The 21,382-nt window shown below is 40.9% G+C and carries 18 protein-coding genes and 1 riboswitch; of the genes, 7 read left to right on the top strand and 11 right to left on the bottom strand.

What is annotated here, in order from left to right:
* Positions 1-124: 124 nt before the first annotated feature.
* On the top strand, positions 125-3,574 hold the full coding sequence (gene mfd, locus RHO15_06235) for a transcription-repair coupling factor (GenBank protein WVD63078.1): 3,450 nt from the start codon (positions 125-127) through the stop codon (positions 3,572-3,574).
* A 160-nt stretch (positions 3,575-3,734) separates the two neighbouring features.
* On the top strand, positions 3,735-5,261 hold the full coding sequence (locus tag RHO15_06230) for a DUF945 family protein (GenBank protein WVD63077.1): 1,527 nt from the start codon (positions 3,735-3,737) through the stop codon (positions 5,259-5,261).
* Between the two features lie 120 nt (positions 5,262-5,381).
* Here the strand turns inward: RHO15_06230 and RHO15_06225 are convergent, their stop codons facing one another.
* Complete coding sequence (locus RHO15_06225) at positions 5,382-5,993, bottom strand: riboflavin synthase subunit alpha (GenBank protein ID WVD63076.1); 612 nt, start codon at positions 5,991-5,993, stop codon at positions 5,382-5,384.
* 173 nt (positions 5,994-6,166) lie between these two features.
* On the opposite strand from RHO15_06225, the gene RHO15_06220 reads away from it, so the two are divergent.
* On the top strand, positions 6,167-6,634 hold the full coding sequence (locus RHO15_06220; protein WVD63075.1) for a SulA-like leucine-rich domain-containing protein: 468 nt from the start codon (positions 6,167-6,169) through the stop codon (positions 6,632-6,634).
* A gap of 127 nt (positions 6,635-6,761) precedes the next feature.
* Here RHO15_06220 and rnd read toward each other — a convergent pair whose 3' ends face one another.
* Together rnd and RHO15_06210 are read right to left on the bottom strand one after the other, a co-directional pair.
* Positions 6,762-7,874 (bottom strand): ribonuclease D, encoded by a 1,113-nt coding sequence (gene rnd / locus RHO15_06215; GenBank protein WVD63074.1) that lies wholly within the window; start codon positions 7,872-7,874, stop codon positions 6,762-6,764.
* A gap of 110 nt (positions 7,875-7,984) precedes the next feature.
* A complete protein-coding gene (locus RHO15_06210) occupies positions 7,985-9,136 on the bottom strand; it encodes a metallophosphoesterase (GenBank protein WVD63073.1) in 1,152 nt (383 codons plus the stop codon).
* Between the two features lie 291 nt (positions 9,137-9,427).
* Between RHO15_06210 and cmoA the strand changes: the two genes are divergently transcribed.
* Positions 9,428-10,159, top strand: a complete 732-nt coding sequence (cmoA, locus tag RHO15_06205; GenBank protein WVD63072.1) for a carboxy-S-adenosyl-L-methionine synthase CmoA — start codon at positions 9,428-9,430, stop codon at positions 10,157-10,159.
* An 8-nt stretch (positions 10,160-10,167) separates the two neighbouring features.
* Positions 10,168-11,151, top strand: coding sequence for a tRNA 5-methoxyuridine(34)/uridine 5-oxyacetic acid(34) synthase CmoB (gene cmoB / locus RHO15_06200; GenBank protein WVD63071.1), 984 nt, complete (start codon positions 10,168-10,170; stop codon positions 11,149-11,151).
* A gap of 143 nt (positions 11,152-11,294) precedes the next feature.
* On the opposite strand, the gene RHO15_06195 is transcribed toward cmoB, so the two are convergent.
* The 8 genes from RHO15_06195 to RHO15_06160 all read right to left on the bottom strand — a co-directional run bounded on the left by RHO15_06195 (position 11,295) and on the right by RHO15_06160 (position 19,848).
* Positions 11,295-11,585, bottom strand: coding sequence for a putative quinol monooxygenase (locus RHO15_06195; GenBank protein ID WVD63070.1), 291 nt, complete (start codon positions 11,583-11,585; stop codon positions 11,295-11,297).
* Positions 11,586-11,588: 3 nt separating this feature from the next.
* Positions 11,589-12,656: a tRNA-dihydrouridine synthase gene (locus tag RHO15_06190; protein WVD63069.1), complete on the bottom strand. Its 1,068-nt coding sequence runs from the start codon at positions 12,654-12,656 to the stop codon at positions 11,589-11,591.
* A 263-nt stretch (positions 12,657-12,919) separates the two neighbouring features.
* Complete coding sequence (locus RHO15_06185; GenBank protein ID WVD63068.1) at positions 12,920-13,930, bottom strand: amidohydrolase family protein; 1,011 nt, start codon at positions 13,928-13,930, stop codon at positions 12,920-12,922.
* Positions 13,931-14,461: 531 nt separating this feature from the next.
* The gene (thiQ, locus tag RHO15_06180; protein ID WVD63067.1) at positions 14,462-15,160 is read right to left on the bottom strand and encodes a thiamine ABC transporter ATP-binding protein ThiQ; all 699 of its coding nucleotides are present in this window, start codon (positions 15,158-15,160) and stop codon (positions 14,462-14,464) included.
* The gene (thiP, locus tag RHO15_06175) at positions 15,153-16,742 is read right to left on the bottom strand and encodes a thiamine/thiamine pyrophosphate ABC transporter permease (protein WVD63066.1); all 1,590 of its coding nucleotides are present in this window, start codon (positions 16,740-16,742) and stop codon (positions 15,153-15,155) included. Before thiP ends, thiQ begins: the two co-directional genes overlap by 8 nt.
* On the bottom strand, positions 16,718-17,710 hold the full coding sequence (gene thiB / locus RHO15_06170) for a thiamine ABC transporter substrate binding subunit (GenBank protein WVD63065.1): 993 nt from the start codon (positions 17,708-17,710) through the stop codon (positions 16,718-16,720). The genes thiP and thiB overlap by 25 nt, the downstream gene beginning before the upstream one ends.
* A 54-nt stretch (positions 17,711-17,764) precedes the next feature.
* Positions 17,765-17,876: riboswitch (TPP riboswitch) on the bottom strand.
* A 121-nt stretch (positions 17,877-17,997) separates the two neighbouring features.
* On the bottom strand, positions 17,998-18,867 hold the full coding sequence (locus RHO15_06165) for a GRP family sugar transporter (protein WVD63064.1): 870 nt from the start codon (positions 18,865-18,867) through the stop codon (positions 17,998-18,000).
* Positions 18,868-19,077: 210 nt separating this feature from the next.
* A complete protein-coding gene (locus tag RHO15_06160; GenBank protein ID WVD63063.1) occupies positions 19,078-19,848 on the bottom strand; it encodes a transporter substrate-binding domain-containing protein in 771 nt (256 codons plus the stop codon).
* A gap of 257 nt (positions 19,849-20,105) precedes the next feature.
* On the opposite strand from RHO15_06160, the gene RHO15_06155 reads away from it, so the two are divergent.
* Both RHO15_06155 and RHO15_06150 read left to right on the top strand, forming a co-directional pair.
* Positions 20,106-20,543, top strand: coding sequence for a GNAT family N-acetyltransferase (locus RHO15_06155; GenBank protein ID WVD64981.1), 438 nt, complete (start codon positions 20,106-20,108; stop codon positions 20,541-20,543).
* Positions 20,544-21,197 carry a hypothetical protein gene (locus tag RHO15_06150; protein WVD63062.1) on the top strand — a complete coding sequence of 218 codons (654 nt, stop codon included), beginning with the start codon at positions 20,544-20,546 and terminating at the stop codon, positions 21,195-21,197. It begins immediately after the preceding gene.
* Positions 21,198-21,382: the final 185 nt, after the last annotated feature.

Raw genomic sequence — 21,382 nt, 5'->3', positions numbered from 1 at the left:
TGAACGTGTTTCAATATTGGCAATCTATGATACTAAGCTGTTATTTTTATCTATTATGACCGATTGCAGCCTGTTATCTCGCTTTGAAGATAATCAACTCATTTAAAAGAAAGATACCCAATTCATGACCAAGCAAACAGCATTAAAATTACCGCTTAAATCAGGGGAAATTCAAAAATTAGGCCAGCTTATTGGATCTTCATTATCTTTAGTTTGTACTGATATTATTGAAAAACATCCGGGATTAGTTTTAATCATTACCGATGATATGCAGCAAACCTCACGCATTCACGAAGAGCTAAAACAGTTCACTAATCAACATAATATTTTATTACCGGATTGGGAAACATTACCCTATGATAGTTTCTCACCCCATCAGGATATTGTCTCTGACAGGCTAGCTTGTCTACATCAGTTAGTTCATATGAAAAAAGGTGCCCTGCTGCTACCGATAAATACCTTGATGCAAAAATGTTGTCCGGTCAGTTTTTTAACCGGTCATATTTTCATCATGAAACAGGGACAGCATATTTCACGCGATACCTTGCGTCTACAACTGGAAAATGCCGGATATCGCTCAGTCAGTCAAGTGATAGAACATGGTGAATATGCTACTCGTGGCGCTTTACTGGATATCTTTCCTATGGGTAGTGAGCTACCTTATCGCATTGATTTTTTTGATGATGAAATTGATAGTATTCGCACCTTCGATATTGATAGTCAGCGCACCATTGAAGAGATCAAATCGGTCCAGCTCTTACCAGCCCATGAATTTCCTTTTGATAAAGCGTCTATTGATATCTTTCGTAGTCAGTGGCGAGAAATATTTGAAGTACGTCGCGAACCAGAAAACATCTACCAGCAGGTCAGTAAAGATATTTTACCTACCGGCATTGAATATTGGCAGCCACTGTTTTTTCGTGAACCACTCACACCATTATTCACCTATTTACCCGATAATACGCTGGTTATTACCACCGCGCAGATTCAAACATCTGCGGAAAAATATTGGCAAGATATCAAGCAGCGCTATGAAAGCCGCGGTATTGATCCGATGAGGCCGTTGCTGCCACCAGAAAAATTGTGGATGCCTGTCGAGGTCCTTTTCTCTTATTTAAAACAGTACCCGCGCGTGATCGTTTCATCTGAGCGTTGGCAGGAAAAAGCCCATGTAATTAATTTACCTTTCGACAAACTACCGAACATTGCGATTGAACATCAACATAAAGAGCCTTTACACAATCTGCGTCAATTCAGCGAACAGTTTGTCGGCACGATAGTTTTTTCGGTCGAATCGGAAGGACGACGCGAAGCGTTACAAGATTTATTAAAACCCATCAAAATACGCCCCAAAGCGATTCATTCGTTAGTCGATATCTCAGCTGATGAACGATTCTATATCATGCTTGGCGCCAGCGAACAAGGCTTTATTGATACTGCAACTCAGACAGCATTCATTACTGAAAATGAGCTGATAGGTCAACGACTCATCCGCCGTAAGCGTGAAACCAAAAACACCATCAATACCGATACGCTGATTCTCAGTTTAGCTGAACTGACTCCGGGTAAACCGGTAGTGCATTTAGAACATGGCGTGGGCCGCTATGCTGGCTTAACGACACTCGAGACCGGTGGCATTAAAGGCGAATACTTAATTCTGTTATATGCTAACGAGACAAAACTTTATGTGCCAATATCTTCATTAAATTTAATTAGTCGCTATTCTGGTGGTGATGAAGAGCAGGCCCCCCTCAATAAACTCGGTACCGACACCTGGTCGAAAGCGCGTCAAAAAGTGGCTGAAAAAATTCGTGATGTTGCCGCTGAACTGTTAGATATTTATGCGGAAAGAGAGGCTAAGCCAGGTTTTGCGTTTGTACAAGATCATGAACAGTATCCGCTATTTTGTCAGGGATTCCCTTATCAGGTTACACAAGATCAACAAGATGCTATTGGCGCAGTCATTGGTGATATGTGCTCACCAACCGCAATGGATCGCTTAGTTTGCGGTGATGTCGGATTTGGTAAAACCGAAGTCGCTATGCGGGCCGCTTTTTTATCTATCATCAATCATAAACAAGTGGCGCTTTTGGTGCCAACCACACTGCTAGCCCAGCAACATTTTGAAAACTTTCGCGATCGCTTTGCCAATTGGCCCGTCAGGGTTGAGGTGCTTTCGCGTTTTAAAACGGCTAAAGAGCAGCAGCAGATCATGCAGGCGATTAGTGAGGGAAAAGTCGATATCGTTGTCGGTACGCATAAGCTATTACAATCAGATGTTAAATGGCATGATCTCGGTTTATTAATTGTGGATGAAGAGCATCGTTTCGGCGTGCGTCAGAAAGAACGGATTAAAGCGATGCGGGCTGATGTCGATATTTTAACCTTAACCGCTACGCCAATTCCACGTACACTTAATATGGCCATGAGTGGGATGCGAGATCTATCGATCATTGCCACACCGCCAGCGCGACGCTTAGCGGTCAAAACGTTCTTACGAGAGTATGATAAACTGGTGATTCGAGAAGCTATCTTGCGTGAAATACTGCGTGGTGGACAGGTATATTACCTACATAACGATGTGCAATCAATTGAAAATACCCGAGAGAAAATTGCTGAACTGGTGCCTGAGGCGCGTATTGCCATTGGTCATGGTCAAATGAATGAGCGAGAACTAGAACGGGTAATGAATGATTTTCATCATCAAAAGTTTAATGTGTTAATTTGTACGACCATTATCGAAACGGGCATCGATATTCCCAATGCCAATACCATTATTATTGAACGAGCGGATAAGTTTGGTTTAGCTCAGTTACATCAATTGCGCGGTCGTGTTGGCCGCTCTTATCATCAAGCTTATGCTTATCTGCTCACTCCGCCGCCTAAAATGATGAAATCTGATGCGAAAAAACGTCTTGAGGCGATTAGCTCACTGGAAGATTTAGGGGCTGGTTTTGCCTTAGCAACGCATGATTTAGAAATTCGCGGTGCGGGTGAATTATTGGGTGAAGATCAAAGTGGCCAAATTGAAACGATTGGTTTTACACTGTATATGGAGTTATTAGATGAAGCCGTTAAATCGCTGAAAAATGGTGAGTCACCTTCACTTGAAACGCTTTTAGCCAATAATCAGACGGATGTTGAATTACGTTTACCGACCCTGATCCCGGATGATTTTATTCCCGATGTCAATACCCGGCTTTCACTCTATAAACAGATTGCTAGCGCCGACGATCAGAGTGAGTTAAATGATATCAAAATTGAGATGATCGATCGTTTTGGTCTATTACCTGAAGCGGTTAAATTTTTATTAGAGGTTGCCGAATTAAAACTACTGGCGCGTAACTTAGGCATAAAACGGATCGAATTTGCAGAACAAGGTGGTTTTATTGAATTTTATGATAAACATAAAATTTCAGTCGATTATCTGATCTCGATCATTCAAAAAAATCCGCAAAACTATCGTTTTGATGGTACGAATCGGATGAAATTATTGAAGGAAAAGCTTTCAAGGCTAGAACGTATCAATTACTTATATAAACTATTACAAGATTTTGCACATCACGTGAATTAACAGTATGCATATTTTGGCTGTTAATTTATTGATGTTAAGGCCTTATCGATATATGCAAGCTTGCGATAATTGATTAATATCGGGTTAATCCAGAAATGAGCTGGATATTCATCGGTTCTCCAGTGTACTGTTTTTACTCTATTGAGATGAGAGAAAAAGAATGAAAAAAAGAACTTTAGTACTCATTATTTTAGCTTCTTTAATGGTTATTTATACTGGCGTATCCTGGTATACCGGTAAAATAATCGCCAATGATTTTGATCAACAAGTCTCTCAAACGGATACCTTGATTAATCAATCACAGCACTTCATGACGATAAAAACCACCTACAGTGATTACCATCAAGGTCTTTTTTCAACCAAGCTCAAACTCAAGATCACCGCAACAGAGAATAATGTATTGTCGAGTAATCAGTCTCAGATCCTGTTTAACGATGAAATTACCATTTATCATGGACCTTTTCCGTGGTCACAAATCAGACACCTTAATTTTATGCCGAAAATGGCCAGTCTCTTTTATGCCATGTCAGAAAAAACCAATCCTAAGCTCTGGCAATTAACCAATAAACGCCCTTTTCTTCAAGCCAGACTATCGATAGATTATCAGCAGAATCTTAATCTGGATATCCATACTCTGCCCATCAATCAGGCTAATCTGGCTAATAACACCACCTATGATATCAGTCCTGGCTGGCTAAATTTATCTGTCAGTCATGATAGAAAGCAAGTTAATTTGCAGGTAGATTTCGATCATCTCAATATTAAAAATAATGTTCTCAATATTGATATGAGTGATCTGTCAATGCATGGGCAACCTGTTTCTCAGCCAAATAGCGATTGGACCTACCAGATGACGGCTGCGATTAATCAGCTCACGCTGACAGAAATCAATCGTGCGACACAAAACCCCCAAAGCATCAAATTGAATAAAATCTCTTACAGTTCACAGATACAGCATGACCAGACTATCGGACTGCATAATCAAAATAGCCTGAATGTGGAGAAAATCATTTTCACCAATCAATTGAAAAGTATCTTGCTTAATAACCTCACGCTAACCAATCAAAATGTATCAACGAATAACCAAACTATTTCAGGTTCACTTATTGGCGATATTGGTCATGCCCAGCTAGATCAGCAAGATTTAGGCACTGGTCACTTAAAAATAGCGTTTGAAAACTTACCTGATAGCCTACTGAGTCGCTTTTCTGATGCATCAGTCAACCAGACTGATGAACAAAAAGCGAACGATAAGATTCGCATTAATATCGATGATGTCCATTGGCAGAACGCACAAGGTATGATTAATTTGAAACTGTTGACACAATTGAAAAATGTAAATTTTAACCTTGCCATGCAAGGTGAGGACAATGTTGAAAAACTTGATTTTGTGTTCAATGCGCCCTTCAATACGTTGGCTTATATCTTGGCGCAAGTCGCCAATTCAGATAAACCAGAGGTCAGTCAGGCAAATATACAAGATGCTTATCAGAGCGTCATACTCTTGAGCGCCCTATTACAAAACTCGTCAATTTTACAGATTGAGATGACACCCAATCGTCAATCTTCACGTGAAGCGGGCATCTATTCAGATTTACATTATGATAATGGACAGGCGCAAGCCACGATGAATGGTAAACCAGTTGATGCACAGTTATTTTTTAGTCATTTAAAATTATTAAAATAGCTAATTGGTTGGGCACCAATGTGATTGGTCTACTGGTCATTTTATCGAGATACAGCCATAAAATTAAGCTTTATCTCGATAGATCAGATTTTTATCAGTTTAGATAATAAATTGATAATCCTAATGACCGGTTTGCAGCATCACACGCTCAACGGTGTCCACAATGGCTTGCGTTTGTGGATCAATCTCAATATTCACTTCATCGCCCACTTTTTTAAGGCCTAAAGTAGTGCGAGCTAACGTTTCAGGAATGAGATGGAGATTAAACTGATTATTGACCACATTGCCGACAGTTAGGCTAATCCCATCAATACCAATATAGCCTTTATACAAGACATATTTTGCAAAATCAGTTGGCAACGCTAATGTCAGCTGATGATTATTTTCCGTCTGCGCGATAGCAATAATCTTGGCCGTACAGGTAATATGACCAGACATTAAGTGCCCACCAATTTCATCACCAAATTTAGCCGCTCTTTCCACATTAACAACATCGCCTATTTTTTTATGACCCAGTGTCGTTAATGCTAATGTTTCGGCCATCAAATCGAAAGTCACTTCATCATGATGAATCGATGTAATGGTTAAGCAGCAGCCATCATTGGCAATCGAAGCACCGAGGGTCAGTGAATCAGTCATTGCTGAGGGTAATCTTAGGGTGTATGTACGAAAGTTTTCTTTATCTTCAATCGCGATAATTTCCGCGATACCTTGAACAATACCAGTAAACATTGGCAATCCTATTTGATGGTTAAACATTCAATTAATGGTTAAATATTCAGTTTATTGTTTTATTTGTAAGACAATATTGTAAAAAAAATCGTCGATTTAATAAATAATATTTTACAACATAAAAATACTGTATTAATATACACTGTATAAAAACACATGATAAAGGTGCTACTATGCAAGTCTTCAAATCTAATCGTTTATCTAAAAAAGCCAAAATTCATCTTTCCGATGATGCACAAATTAATGCTATTGGCTTTGAGACACCATTACAACAGATTTTACAAGAACAGGCACCTTTGTTACGTCTACTCGATCAGCAGCAACGCTGGCAACTTTGGTTATCTTCTCGTCCGATGCTTAAACGAAGCTGGATAAAACAAGCGGGTTTAAATGAGTCAAAAGTGATTCATTGTGCCAATATTGCTGAAAATGAGATGATTCAAGTCATCGAAAAAGCCCTGCTGAGCAGAAAAAATAGCTATATTGTTGCTTGCGTAGCTCAGATCGATGATCACCATAAACGTCAGTTACAATTGGCTGTGAAAGCCAGCGGCACACATCTGTTTTTAATCGATGACGAGTTTATGAATCATAATGACTTCATGATGATGTCTCAATTAATCAACTGCAAGACACACTAACCGTTGATTATCAGCTCATCCAGATCGACGGTGATTTTGATCTTCTGCAACACTATTCAATGATATATAAGATAACATTATAACTGATATATCATTGAACAGCAGCGATGAATGATCAATTTCGGGATTAATTAGCTTTTAAAGATGAAAGATAACTAAGATGATCTTTAAACAGCGGTGCTCGCCAACCGGCAATCAGTTCAGGTGGCGCGATACTATCTCCACACTTCAACCACTCAACATAATGATTGATATGGCGACGAGAAAGCAACAGTTCCGCCGATAGTCCGGTTTCCTGACTAATTTGCTCTGCCATTTGTTTTAACTGTTCGGCAATTTTTTTATATTTAGGATAATCAGTAATACGCTCTATTTTCGGTAAAACCTGCTGTACTGGCTGACTGAGTAAATTAAGCAGTGTACTACCATATAAACGGACCTCTTTACCGTGTAACCCTAACGCCTGAAGTTCAGCTAAAGAGCTAGGATGATAACGGGCCAATTTCCAAATATGCTCTTCGTTGATCACAAAGTTTATCGCCATATCATGCGATCTGGCATACTCTAAACGCCAGGCGGCTAAACGTTGCAGTAAATTCAACTGGGTACCTTTGAGTTGCCAGGCTTTTTTGATATTCAAATAGGCTAGGTCTGGTGTCATGATCTCCTGCTTTTTAGCTACCAGCGTCTGACACTCTTCCTGTGCTGCTGCAAACCAACCTTTTGTCTTGACTAAATCGATTAATTTATTCATTAATGGTAATAAATAATAAACATCGGCAGCAGCATATTGGCACTGTTTTTCGGTTAATGGCCGGGCGAGCCAATCGGTTCGTGTTTCACTCTTATCTAAAGTCGTATCGAGATATTTACTCACCAGTCCAGCATAGCCACTGCTCACGGGATTATCTAAAAAGGCGGCTAAAATTTGACTATCAAGCAGTGCTGCAGGAATGAGCTTAAAATGGTGCATAAAAACATCAATATCTTCACTGCAAGCGTGGAAGTATTTGGTATGATTGGTCGCATTTAAAATCTGACAAAAATCATACCAATCAGTGATATGCGTTGGATCAATCAGCACCAGATTATCGCCAGTATAGAGCTGTATTAAGCCCAATTTGGGATAATAGGTTCTGGTACGCATAAACTCGGTATCCAGCGCGAGTACCCCGTTTTGCGGCAAAGCTTGACATATTGCAGCTAATTGCTTGTTATGAGTGATTAATTGATAATTCAAATAGCTCCTCCAGTACAATAGATTAATAAAATAAGTTATCTGTTATTTTTATTTATTCACTTATCAATTTAAACGTATTCTTTGCACTTATATTTAAATAAGTGCATCGATTATTCAGGTTGAAAACGGATATCGGTAACAGCAATTTCAGCGCGGCTCATCAAACGAATCGGTGGTCCCCAAAATCCATAGCCACGACTCACAATACTGGTAAATTGATGCTGGTTAATCACTTTTTGTAACATACCCCAGGCATTTTCATACATCAATGAGATTAACAGCGTCACAGGAAAAATTTGACCACCATGAGTATGCCCAGAAAACATGATATCGACACCCGCACTAGCCGGTTCGTTGAGATCATAAGGTTGATGATCCAGCAAAAAAATCGGTTTAGTGGATACCGTTTGTGCCATCAAATCACTCAGTGGGGCTCGTGCTGAGATAAGTTGATCGACCGCTCGATCTCGACGACCAATAATATAACTATCGGTTTCTGCTGAGTATAACACTTCATCTTTTAAAACAAGCATATTCCCTGCACTAAATGCCTCAACAATCGCTTGCTCACTATTCTCTTTCTCACGAGCAACGCCATAATACTCATGATTGCCTAACACAATAATCGTACCATAAGTGGACTTAAGCTTGGCAAACAAACTGGCCATATTTTTATCAATAAACGGTTTGAGTCTTATATCTAACGTATCACCCGTAATAAAAATATAATCAGGATCGCGTTGATTGATTCGCTTCACCATACCTTCAACAAAAGCCGTTGAAGTTAACTCACTAATATGAACGTCGCTGACCTGAACAATGCGTAAATCTCTGACATACGAAGGCTTGGCGATAGTCACTTTATAATAAACAACATTGGGCATGTTAGCCATGTACAAACCGTGACCGAATATCGCAAAAACCAGTAACAGAAAACAGAGCTGACTTTTTCGACCAAAACTCATCAGTTTGCCAGTCAGGCACTTTACCATCAGGATAATGACATCAAAAATCAAACAGCTCAAAAACAGACAAAGGAAAAAAGCAAATAGATAGCTCAAACAAAGTGGTATCACATATCCACTTGCCGCTATCATTCTACCAATCACTAAAGCAAAACCGGATACGATTATCCCCAGCCAAAAGAAGATTTTGAAGAAGCGGCTTTTTTGGCGCCACTGAAATAAAAATAACAGATGAGAACCGACATAAACCACAAGTAACAGACTAATGCAGATTGAAACAACCAAAAACCATCCCATATATGTTACCTAATCTTTATTGTGCTATTTTTAGTTTATGAATGTATGTCAAAAATCATGTTTACTCATTTCCAGAAAAGGAACTTCGATATTATGTTCTACATAGTAAGATATTATAATATAATAGTTTTATCATGAGGACTAAAAAACATACTAATTAATTTAAATAAGTGTGTTTTTTGAGTAATTTATCTGCTAATAGAGATTAAAATCACAACGTATTGCTGATAAATAATGTCACTTAAAAATTCTGCCTGTTGACGATAAAATTTGAGGTTCGATTTACATAGCATGAGTAATCATAAAGATAGACTTTTTTCCGTACCAATAGAAAAATTAGGTGACTGGACATTTGATGAAAAAGTCGCTGAAGTGTTTCCTGACATGATACAGCGCTCCGTACCTGGCTATTCAAATATCATCTCGATGATAGGTATGCTGGCGCAGCGATTTGCCGGCCCTAATACGCTGCTGTATGATTTGGGATGTTCACTTGGCGCCGCGACTTTATCAATGCGTCGACATATTCATCAACCCGGTTGTCAAATTATTGCCATTGATAATTCACCGGCAATGGTTGAGCGGTGTCAGCGCCATATTAGTGCTTTTAAAGCGCAAACCCCCGTTGACGTTGTGTGCGCCGATATTATGGATATTGAGATAAGTAATGCCTCGATGATTGTGCTGAATTTTACTTTACAATTTTTGACACCAACTAATCGTCAAACCCTACTGAATAAGATTTATACAGGTTTAAATCCCGGCGGCATTCTGGTTTTATCCGAGAAATTCACCTTTCCTGATAGCAAAATCGATACCCTGCTCTTCGATATGCACCATGATTTTAAACGTGCCAATGGATATAGTGAACTGGAGATCAGTCAAAAGCGTAGCATGCTCGAAAACGTGATGATTACCGATACAATTCAAACTCACCATCAACGTTTACAGACAGCAGGCTTCAAACATATCGACAACTGGTTCCAATGCTTTAACTTTGGTTCAATTATCGCCATAAAATAACTTTAGAGATGACAATACATAATATGATCGATTTCGGTAATTTTTATCAAATTATTGCAAAAAGCAATTTAGCAAGCTGGCTAGAAGTACTACCGGCACAATTAGCCGCCTTTCAGAAACACAATACCGATAGTCGTTTTAATCAATGGCTCAATAGTCTTAAACATTTACCTGATCTCACGGCAACACACATCGATCTAAAAAATAGTGTCAGCGTGTCAGGTGATAGTTTGAGTGAAGGCCAACAAAAACAGTTAACCTATTTGCTACAAACCTTGAGCCCCTGGCGAAAAGGCCCCTATCATTTATACGATATTCATATCGATACCGAGTGGCGTTCAGACTGGAAATGGGATCGACTGATTAACCATATTAAACCGCTAGCCGGTAAAACGGTCCTAGATGTTGGCTGTAATAGTGGTTATCACTTATGGCGTATGGTGGGTGAAGGGGCTAAACTGGCCGTTGGCATTGATCCAATGCCACTTTACTTATGTCAATTTGAAGTGATTCGTCGGTTACTGGGTGGTGATCAACGTGCGCATTTTTTACCATTAGGTATTGAAGACCTACCTGAACTGGCTGCTTTTGATACGGTATTTTCAATGGGCGTACTCTACCATCGCCGCTCACCGCTCGATCATTTACTCCAGCTCAAAGCCCAACTGGTCGCCGGTGGTGAGTTGATTCTGGAAACCTTGGTGATTGAAGGCGATGAACAACAAGTCCTCATGCCCGGCGAACGTTACGCGCAAATGCGCAATGTCTATTTTATTCCCTCCATCAAAGCCATGGAAAACTGGTTATATAAATGTGGTTTTACTGAGGTAAGAATGATGGATGTATCCATCACCACAACCGCTGAACAGCGTAAAACAGATTGGATGACATCAGACTCTTTAGCCGATTTTCTCGATCCTAACGATAGCAGTAAAACCATAGAGGGTTATCCGGCGCCGATGAGAGCGGTGTTTACTGCCCTAAAACCCTAATTGGATTGAGTTGAGTTGAGTTGAGTTGAGTTGAGTTGAGTTGATTACGATTATAATGGTGATCCCCCACTTAACTCAATCACAAATAAATATAAAAAAAGCTGAAAGTTCAGCTTTTTTCAATGGTAAACACGCTGACAAAATTAGAATACCTGAGCAAGGATATGCGCCTGTCGGCTACTGAGTTTATTCTCAATAAAGGCTTTAAAATGTTTAAAATGCGGCGTTGCATTATGTTCGTCTATCGCTTGCTGTGACGCCCAAATTTCAGTAAAGACATAAATATCACGATGGTTGATATCCTGATTTAAATGATAAGCAATGCACCCGGCTTCCTGCCGGCTGGCATCGACAATCTTTTTAAATTCAGTCTTAAATTCGGCCGCAAACTCAGGTTTAATGGTAAAAATAGCAACGATACTTAACTGGCTCATCAATCACTCCTCCATAGTCGATTTGGCTAACGATTGTTTAATCTCTAACGCGAGCAGTGGATTCCACATCGCGCCGGTTGCACTCATCACAGCGTCAGCGCCGGCGGCTAAAAATTGCTGGTAATGATCAATATGACTGATGCCACCCACGCCAATAATGGTGAAGTTAAGTGACATTTCCGCGCGCAGCTGAGCTAAATGAGTAACCATCTCAAGGCCTGCCCAGCGAATTGCATCACCACATACGCCTCCTTCAGGACGGTTAGCGCCTAATGCCGGTAAACCTTGCTGATTAACCGGTCTGGCTGACAGTGTATTGATTGTACTAAATCCATCGATCACATGCCCAACTTTTTTCAATAACTGCGTTAATAGTTGTGGATCCGAAAAGTAGGCGAGTTTCATGATCAGTGGCTTATTCGGTACCGCATTTTTAATGCTGTTAGCGATGCGTTCAACTTTGTCAAAGTCAAAGCATAACAACTTACTTACTCCTTCATTTGGGCAGCTTAAGTTAGCCTCTAAGATAGGCGCGTCTGTTTCATCCACCAAACGAGCGGTTAAGGCATAATCCGCCTCAATCGAGCTTTTACCCGGTGTGCCTTGAAAACTGCCGATAAGTAGTTGTCCTTGCCCGGCCGCTTGTACCGCTTGCTGCATATCTGGTTGCCAAATATCTGGTTTAAACGAGGGCACCCCAAAGGAGTTGGTTATCGATAATGGCGCATCATAATGGGTATCCGCTAAAACCGTATCAATCCCAGCACTTAATTTACCCCGAGGATGAATAGCCAGCACATTAGGTAGTGGATGACTTTTGTGTTCCTGACTACGGACCGTTTTATAAACGCATAAATCAAAACCATAACGAAATGCCGCATCAATATAACGGCTATTTAATAGCGGTCCCGCAGGAATACCCAAACGACTGTTTACGGTGTGCCCAAAAAAAGCGGCTGATTTTAAGACTGGCATCTCAAGTTTACTGTCTGCGGCGAAAGCACCGAATGGACCACGCTGATAATTATCTTCGTAGCTTAAAATAGGATCATAAAAGGGTGTTTGATTCATATATTATTCCGCTTATGTTTGATAATTGCCCATATCCACTCACAGTGCATGACCGAAAATAATCAGCTCACGGTAAGTCGGACTGGCGATAAATGAAAATATTACGCGTACGATTGTTTTATATGATATTTTTTTAATCGATAACACTCAACCAATATAGCGGAATATTATAATTCCACGAGACCTATAGCCATTTTCTTATAATCTGCCTGACCGACTATTTATCGTAATAAGTGTTTATCTAGGCTGCGTAATAGTTAAAATTACGCAATACCGAGCACGCGTCGCCCATTAGTGGTTGCTATGCCAATCACATTATCCAGATCGGTATAACGACAACCGGTAATCAGTAGTTTAAGCTCCTCCCACATATCCCCATCAGAGAACGGCAGCATATAATCACTAATATTATCCGTGCCGATGGCCACAACAATCCCCGCCTGCGATAGCTCATCAACCGGCGTCAAAGCATTACGGGTTGGTCCGTGATCTTCCCGACGCGGACTATCAATCCAGGCAAACGGACAGGCGATCACCATCATTTGTGCCTGCTGCATTTTTTTATACAAAGCCTGTCGGTAGGCAATATCATGAGCCGTAATCGAAATGCTGTGAATCGCAACGACCCGGCCATGCATACCATGCTCCAGTGTTTTGTCGGTCAACTGCTCAGTCTCTTTCTCTTCCTGAGAGTTAAACTGGTCAACGTGAACATGGACCATTTTGTCTAACCGTTTGGCCGTGGTCATTAGAATATCCAGATGCTCGGCACCTTTACCATAGTCACGCTCATCACGTCGAGGTAAACCGCCAATGATATCGACTAAATCGGCACCTTTATCAAACCAGTAACGCGCCTCTTTATCGATCACCCCTTTTAAAGTCTGGTTGACGAGCTTAATCGTGATATCTTGCTGGTAATGTTCACGCGCCTTTATCGCCGCCCGAATGGCTCGCTCTTCACAAATCGGATCAATATCGACAAAAGTCCCCATCGCCGAGACGTTCTGCTCAATCATGCGCTCTATTGCCATACTAAAATGACGATAGTAATCATCGGTACTCATGGATGATTTTAAGCGATCAACCGTATCCCATTTTTCAATCAGTGTCTGTTTTTGATAGATATCGAAGCTATCTCGGGTAATGGTAAAAGCACGATCTGCATGCATATGGGCATTCACCCAACCGCCATTTTGCGCGATACGTTGCATTAAAAATGATTTTAAGTTTTGATCTCGGCTACGCAATAAAGTCTCTTGATTTGTCATCATCTCTCTCACTTTTCCTTTAAATCACTAAATTACAGACAAAAAAAATCCCCCAAATGGAGGATAACAATCGATCTTTCAATAACTCAGCAGGCTGGCGATACCAGCAGATATTTTTTGTGGTTTGAGCGCAAAACATATTGGGTGATACCATCCGATGCTGATTGAAGTTAAGTGTCTGGCATTTTACAAGATAAAATCATAAAAACAAGCCTATTTAAAGACAAAATATATAAATAAATGAAAAGGTTAGAGTATTATTTTTGAGACAGAAATGGGATGAATGCGTCTTCAGACACCACGATAGCAACCAGCCCCAGCGATTTTATCGTCGCTTACTGACTATATCGTTAATCAAAATCAGCTAAATTAACTATACGAAAGATAAATTATCGCAATTAGCGTCGATAATATCAAAAATGAGATTAAGCTTTCACTTTAAAATCAAATAGTTAACCAATGAATCAGTCATAATCAAATTCTGCTTAACGATACACTCATCTCGCGATTGATTTTTTATCACTGCAAGCATGATCATGGCGCGTCAGACAGTGTTGCATAGAGTGCCGATACATTATCCACTAAGGTTTGTGTTGGCTGATCGAAAACAATCTGACCTTGTTTAATCACCAAGGTTCTCGGTGCGATAGCCATAGCGTCATCCAGATTATGAGTGATCATTAGCAGCGTTAATTGATATTGCTCACAGACCCTCTGTACCAGACTCAGCATATCGGTTCTCAGGGCAGGATCAAGCGATGAAAATGGCTCATCGAGTAACAGAATCGGCCTTTTTTGCAATAAACAACGTGCCAGCGCCACCCGCTGCCGCTGTCCACCTGAAAGCTGATCAGGGTAACGCTGTAACAGCGAATCTAAACCAACTTTCTCGGCAATATCGGCTAAATCCTGTTGCTGTGCTGCCGATAAGCGCAAAGACGGATTGAGCCCTAACCCCATATTTTGAGCAACCGTTAAATGCGTAAATAGATTATTATCCTGAAATAGCATCGAAACAGGTCTTCGATTCGGTGGTATCAAGGTCACATCCTGATTGGCCAGGATAATCTGGCCACTGTCGGTATCAATAAATCCGGCAATCAGGCTCAGTAAGGTGCTTTTACCGGCGCCACTCGGACCAATAATCGCCACCCGTTCGTGCGGCTGAATCGAGAACGAAAACTGCATGTTCTCCTGCTGATACTGATAACTGACCTGTTTAAGTTCAATCATACTTATTTGCCCATCGTTCTATCAAATAGAAAATACCAAAACAGAGTACTAGTAAAACCAGGGCGGTAAAATCAGCCGCTTGATTACGATAGGCCCCTAACTGTTGATATAAATAAAAAGGTAAGGTTGCAAAATCTTGTGAACCAAATAGCGATATCATCCCAAAATCACCAATCGACATGACACAAGCAAAAGCAAATGCGAACAGAAAAATCGATTTCAGTGCTTTAAACTCAATCCAGTAAAAATAGTTTTTACCTTGTATATTCAGTGATTGTGCTAATAATGTATAACGGTGCGTCAGATCATTAACCGGATTTTCTAAGGTTTTTAGCGTAAAGGGTAACGCCATTAAACCATTGCTTATGATCATTAAGCCGCCAATCATTAGGGCACTGTCATGTAGACCATAAAACAGCAGAAAAAAACCTGCCGCCAGCACCATACCGGGTATCGCGAGTATCAATGAGCCACTTAACATGAGCAGATCACTGAGCCGATAACGACCGGAAAACTGCAATCGACTGGTAGTCCATAACAGTGACAAAGTCAGTAATAAGGCAAAGCAGGCCGAGCCAATAGCAATCAATAAAGAGGTTATCGTGGATTTAAGCAGGGCGCTGGTCAATAACGCCAATGAGAACGCTTTTATACCATTTACTATCACCGCCAGCATGGGGGATAAGATAAACAGACTGGCAATCACAGTAATCACAGCGCTCATCCAGCGCGCTGCTGGATGATTAAATTCGCGAAATTGACGATGATTTGAGATCGAAATCGGCGCAACCGGCGATGCTAATCGTCTTAACAGCAGCATAAAACTAACACAGAACAGCAGCTGGATAAAAGAGAGAATCACCGCCTGCCCTATCTCAAAATCCCGCAAAGCCTGATAGATAGCGACCTCAAAGGAGGTATTTTGTGGCCCGCCGCCCAGTGTTAAGACTATCGCAAAGCTGGTAAAACAGAGCATAAAAACCAGTGCAAACGTCGGTAATAATTGACGATTTAATACAGGCCACTCTAAATATCGAAAACGTTGCCAGTAAGATAGCCCAAGCTGCGCAGACAGCTGCCGCTGCTCAATCGCAATCGAATCAAGACTTTGATAAAACAGACGAAATGCAAACGGCAAATTATAAAAGAGATGGGCAATCAAAATACCCGATAATCCATAAATAGAGAACGTATAATCAAAGCCAAACCACATCCAAACGGTTGCCAGCCAGCCCTGTCGGCCATACACTTGTGGCAGACCGATAATGAGCACTAAGGTGGGTAACACGAAGGTGACAGCATAAAGCCTGAGCAGTAATCGTTTGCCCAGAAACTGGAGCGGATAACAGGCTTTGGCCAATATCAAGGCAAAGCCAATAGCAAGTAGTGCGGAAAGCAGCGCTTGCCAGACCGTAAAACGGAAAACACGCCACAACTCAGGATTAGATAAAAAATCCAGATCGATCTGATTATCAGCAAAAAACCACAGCGATAGTATGGCCAGGCATAAAATCGTCAAGATGGTGCTGGCAGACAGCAATCCCGGCAATATATCGCCTAATCGCTGACGCTGCTTTGCCATAGGGCAATCCACTGTTTGCGATGGGCTTCAATAGCTTCAGGAGGCAATCTTAAGGTTTTATCTACCGTGATTAACTGTTTAAATGCCGCTGGCAGTTCGATATCAATCACCGGATGCATAATATTTTTAGTCGCAATCACCCGCTGCACTTCTGGTTGTCCCAAAAACGCTAAAAATTGCTGGGCTAAAGTTAATTGTTGCGTGGTTTTAGTGATAGCAGCCACCTCAATTTGCTGATAATGCCCTTCGCTAAATTTTGCGGAAACAAAGCGATCATCATGGTCATTCATCAGATGTACCGCCGGTGACGTATCGTAACTTAACACAAAATCTGCCTCACCTTTTAACATCAGGCTATAGGCCTCACTCCAGCCTTTAGTGATGGTCAAGGTTTTTGTGGCTAACTGTTGCCAGGCCTGATGACTCTGTTCACCATAAAGCGCTTGTATCCAAAGCAGTAAACCGAGTCCCGGCGTACTGGTACGGGGATCTTGATAAACGATTTTCCAGGCCTCAGGAGAAGTCAGCAGTGCCTGCATGCTCTGAGGGGGATTGGCTATCTTATCGCGGTTATATACAAAGGCAAAATAGCCATAATCATAAGGGATAAATAAGGGATCCCACCAATCCAGTTGCTGATGCGCAAAAGGGGCAATATGGTGCGGCTGGACTAAATCAGCCTGCCTGGTGGCCGTGATTAAATTATTATCTAATCCAATGATGACATCTGCCTTACTGCGTGCCACTTCGAGTTTTAAACGATTTAAAATAGTCACGCCATCGCCAAAGGCAGTATATTTAATTTGACAATCACACTGCGCTTCAAATAATTGCTTGATCGCAGCGCCGGGACCCCACTCAGAAATAAAGGAACTATAGGTATAAATATTTAAAATTGGCCGGCTATTCGCCCATAATGGAAACGTTAAGCATACACTAAAAAAAGCCGTCATGAAGATACGAAACATTTTGCCTCCTAATAAAGATTAGGCAAAAGGTTTGAGGTTATGAAGCACAAATAGACTTTCAACACTCTCAAATCCCTCCGCCGGTATTAGCCGGTTCAGGTTCGACGGGTTATGTTTTAACTTGCTGTAAAACAACTCTCAGCTTTAGGCACCCCGTTGAGAACTTCATTATTCTAAACGCTATCTAAGCGAAAGTAAATCAGGCCTGAGCAAGGCCGAGTATCATACACTGACAATACCAGCCGTTGGTTCGATTTAATCATCTCTCTAAACATCAAACAGCGAGATCATTTAGTTAAACCTATCAGCACGCCGCCAATACAGATAAGCACTAAACCCATTATCATAAACAGCGTCTCTTTATGATTTTTCTTCTCATGCAAAAATAGTATGCCACCAATAGTCGATAGCACCACCCCCATCTGTGACAACGTATAACCAATCGCAACCCCATTTGATTGTAAAGAGATCAAATAACCAAGCGCACCTAATGAAAAGACCATCCCACTAACTAAATTAAGCCAGGACTCTCGTTGCAGAATGTTACGCTCCTTTGGTTCAAACAATGCATGAATGAAAGTACCGACTACCATGCCGCTAACTTGGGGTAAAAAAGTTGTCCAGCCATTTGCATGAGTAAAATTAGGTAACGTGGCGTAACCCACATAACCAATCGTCGATAACAGTAAAATCCAAATGCCTTTTTTAAATTTTTTTGCTTCTTTGTTTGAGCGTTCTTGTTGATATGAGGTAAAAGAGACGCCAATAATAATTACACAAATAGCCGAAAAACCGAGAATAAGCTTTGTCGTCGTCGCCCATTCACCGAATACTATCACGCCAAATAGGGAGTTAGAGATCAGGTTCAGGCCAGTTGAAAGCGGCATGGTTTGTGAAACCCCGATCATATTGAAAGCGCGATATTGGTTAATCTGGCCGATACTCCAAAATAGCCCTGAGACAAAACATAAAAGAACAACTAGCCAGGTAAAATGAACTTGCGAATAGGTAAAGCAGAAAATAACGATAGCAACAGCCAGTGCACCCAGCGTTGTACCAACCATTTGATGAATGGGTTGCCCACCAATTTTGGTCAGCAAAATAGGTAAAATTCCCCACATTAAGGCGGGAAACAACCCGATAACAATATTTAACATAGCGAGCTAATATCCAAGAAATTAAGGTTTATTTAGCATAATCAGTTTAGCTAATAAGGTAAATTATCTTGATTAAATCTTTAATCTCATTCAAGAAAATAAAATTAGCCTGATGCTTTACTGTTGCTATTGTACCGGACGTCATTATCTCGGTATCCGATCTTGAGTATAAGGATGCAGATGAACCAATATCCGTGATTTTATTGGCAATTATTTAGGCAATTCTAAAGAGATACCCCATTTATTGGCCAAAGCCGACTTATCTGAGGTCGGTATCCAATGATTAATCTCATCCATTAAACGAATATTCTCTTTCTGAGTCATGTAAACTTTAAAACTTTCAGTGCCGGCAAAAGGCTTTGGCGTCCCTAAACATAAAATACCGGGTTCATTATGCTGATAGTAGTTAGCCTCAATCAGATCCGTGACCATCATATCGGCACGTTTATCCCGTAACGCTTGTAAATTATCAATATTATTCTTTACCCGAATCACTTCAGCTTGTTGAATATGTTGATTAACAAACGTTTCATTCGTACCACCGGGATTGACGACAACCTTGACTTGTGGTTGATTTATTGCAGCTAAACTACTCACTTTACCCACTGACTGACAAGCAGCTAAAGCGACCTTGCCATTGGTCACCACTTCGCCTGAGAGTAAAAACTGTTTAGCTCTCTCTGGCGTATAAGTTATCCCGCCCATAGCAATATCATATTTATCATTGGTTAAATCGGCCGATAATGTAGGCCAACTGGTGATCACAAACTGCGGCGTCAAGCCCTGTGACTTAGCGAAACTTTTTGCCATATCGATATCAAATCCGACTAACTGTCCCTGCCTATCGACAAAAGCCAACGGTGCATAGTCACCAGGCACACCGATGCGAATGACCTTTGACGCGATAATATCTTCATAAGGTTTAGCCTGAACTTGTGCTATCGTCGCCAATAGCAGTATCAGACAAAGTCTTTTTTTCATTATTGTTCCTTTATAAAGTCAGAAGAGCTTGATGAGTCATCAGATTAACATTAAACCGACTTAACTAAAAACGGATATCTGTTTTTTCAGACTATGATGTTTTAAACCGATTAGGATTGATGATGCTTAAAACGATAAAATCTGTCATACTATAGCCGAATAAACTGGCAGATAATACGGCGTCATTGTATGGTTGCCTCTCAGAAATGAGAGCCAAATTTCACTAAATACTTAAATAGGTTTATCCAGCATTGAATATGATTATCCGGCCTTTTCAACCACAAGATACCGATGAACTGATGCAAGTTTGGCACAGGTCGGTCAAAGCCACGCACCATTTTCTTAGCCAGCAAGACATCGATTTCTATTTCGCCGAGATTCGTGACAAGTACTTATCCGCTATGGATATTTACGTTGCCGTTGATTCAGCCAAACAGATCTCCGGTTTTATTGGCTGGACTCCTCAGCATATCGAGATGTTATTTGTCGATAGCCGCTGTTTTCGTCAAGGTATTGGCAAGCAGTTACTGGAATTCGCCCTAAGCCAGCACCCCAAATTGAGTATTGATGTCAATGAGCAAAATCCCTCTGCACTGGCATTTTATCTGGCCCAAGGTTTTGTGGTAAAAGGCCGCAATGAACTTGATAGCTGCGGTCACCCTTTTCCAATTATCCATTTAGCGCGGCGTGATTAAATGAAGATAACGGTCATTGATGTCTATCAGCGGCTATATAACGCCTTTGGTCCACAAGCCTGGTGGCCGGCCAATAATAATTATGAAATGTTAATTGGGGCGATTTTAACTCAGAATACCAATTGGCAAAATGTCGAAAAAGCCTTGGCCAATTTAAAACACCCCATTACACCAGCCAAGATCTTATCGTTGAGCCAAGAAGACTTGGCCAGCCTGATTCGCCCCAGCGGTTATCATAATCAAAAAGCCCAACGTATTTTGCAATTTACACACTGGTTTATGCAGTATGACGGCGATATTGAGCAGATTAAGCAGATAAATGGTGTGCAGCTCAGAGCGATACTGCTCAGCTTAAAGGGAATTGGCCCGGAAACGGCCGATTGTATGTTAGTCTATGCATTTGATAAACCCTTTTTTATTATTGATACTTATACCGGTCGACTGTTCGAACGCATAGGTTTCGCGGTAGCTAAACAATATGCCGCTTTTCAATTACAGATAGAACTAGCGCTGGGTCAAGCGTTCAGCCTGACCATCTGTAACGAGTTTCATGCCCTCATTATCCGTCAAGGTAAAGACTACTGTAAAGCCACACCTAGCTGTCAAAATTGTCCACTCAATCAACTTTGCCACTATTATCAATACCGGCAATGATTGGTTTAAAAGCTAAGGCTTTGTGCCATTTTAATCAATTGAACTCGTGTCCTATCCCTCTCTTCAGCCAAATCAGTCGATTTGAATAACTGTGGCGGCTCATCTTACGATTTATCAGCCAACTCAAATGCGCCTCACTAAATCGCTAATGTCTGTTTCAGTGGCGTAATTTAAACCTAGCCATC

It is taken from the genome of Orbaceae bacterium lpD01 (assembly GCA_036251705.1).
Taxonomy (GTDB): Bacteria; Pseudomonadota; Gammaproteobacteria; order Enterobacterales; family Orbaceae; genus Utexia; species Utexia brackfieldae.
This window is presented reverse-complemented; position numbering and strand designations above follow the sequence as displayed.

Bases quoted from the DNA above. Each gene is read 5' to 3' on its own strand.
- thiB (WVD63065.1), bottom strand. From the start codon at position 17,710: ATGTTTCGTATCTTCATGACGGCTTTTTTTAGTGTATGCTTAACGTTT.
- RHO15_06210 (WVD63073.1), bottom strand. From the start codon at position 9,136: ATGGGATGGTTTTTGGTTGTTTCAATCTGCATTAGTCTGTTACTTGTG.
- RHO15_06185 (WVD63068.1), bottom strand. From the start codon at position 13,930: ATGATGACAAATCAAGAGACTTTATTGCGTAGCCGAGATCAAAACTTA.
- thiQ (WVD63067.1), bottom strand. From the start codon at position 15,160: ATGATTGAACTTAAACAGGTCAGTTATCAGTATCAGCAGGAGAACATG.
- RHO15_06225 (WVD63076.1), bottom strand. From the start codon at position 5,993: ATGTTTACTGGTATTGTTCAAGGTATCGCGGAAATTATCGCGATTGAA.
- RHO15_06160 (WVD63063.1), bottom strand. From the start codon at position 19,848: ATGAAAAAAAGACTTTGTCTGATACTGCTATTGGCGACGATAGCACAA.
- RHO15_06195 (WVD63070.1), bottom strand. From the start codon at position 11,585: ATGAGCCAGTTAAGTATCGTTGCTATTTTTACCATTAAACCTGAGTTT.
- RHO15_06155 (WVD64981.1), top strand. From the start codon at position 20,106: ATGATTATCCGGCCTTTTCAACCACAAGATACCGATGAACTGATGCAA.
- mfd (WVD63078.1), top strand. From the start codon at position 125: ATGACCAAGCAAACAGCATTAAAATTACCGCTTAAATCAGGGGAAATT.
- RHO15_06165 (WVD63064.1), bottom strand. From the start codon at position 18,867: ATGTTAAATATTGTTATCGGGTTGTTTCCCGCCTTAATGTGGGGAATT.
- RHO15_06220 (WVD63075.1), top strand. From the start codon at position 6,167: ATGCAAGTCTTCAAATCTAATCGTTTATCTAAAAAAGCCAAAATTCAT.
- cmoB (WVD63071.1), top strand. From the start codon at position 10,168: ATGACAATACATAATATGATCGATTTCGGTAATTTTTATCAAATTATT.
- RHO15_06190 (WVD63069.1), bottom strand. From the start codon at position 12,656: ATGAATCAAACACCCTTTTATGATCCTATTTTAAGCTACGAAGATAAT.
- cmoA (WVD63072.1), top strand. From the start codon at position 9,428: ATGAGTAATCATAAAGATAGACTTTTTTCCGTACCAATAGAAAAATTA.
- thiP (WVD63066.1), bottom strand. From the start codon at position 16,742: ATGGCAAAGCAGCGTCAGCGATTAGGCGATATATTGCCGGGATTGCTG.
- RHO15_06150 (WVD63062.1), top strand. From the start codon at position 20,544: ATGAAGATAACGGTCATTGATGTCTATCAGCGGCTATATAACGCCTTT.
- RHO15_06230 (WVD63077.1), top strand. From the start codon at position 3,735: ATGAAAAAAAGAACTTTAGTACTCATTATTTTAGCTTCTTTAATGGTT.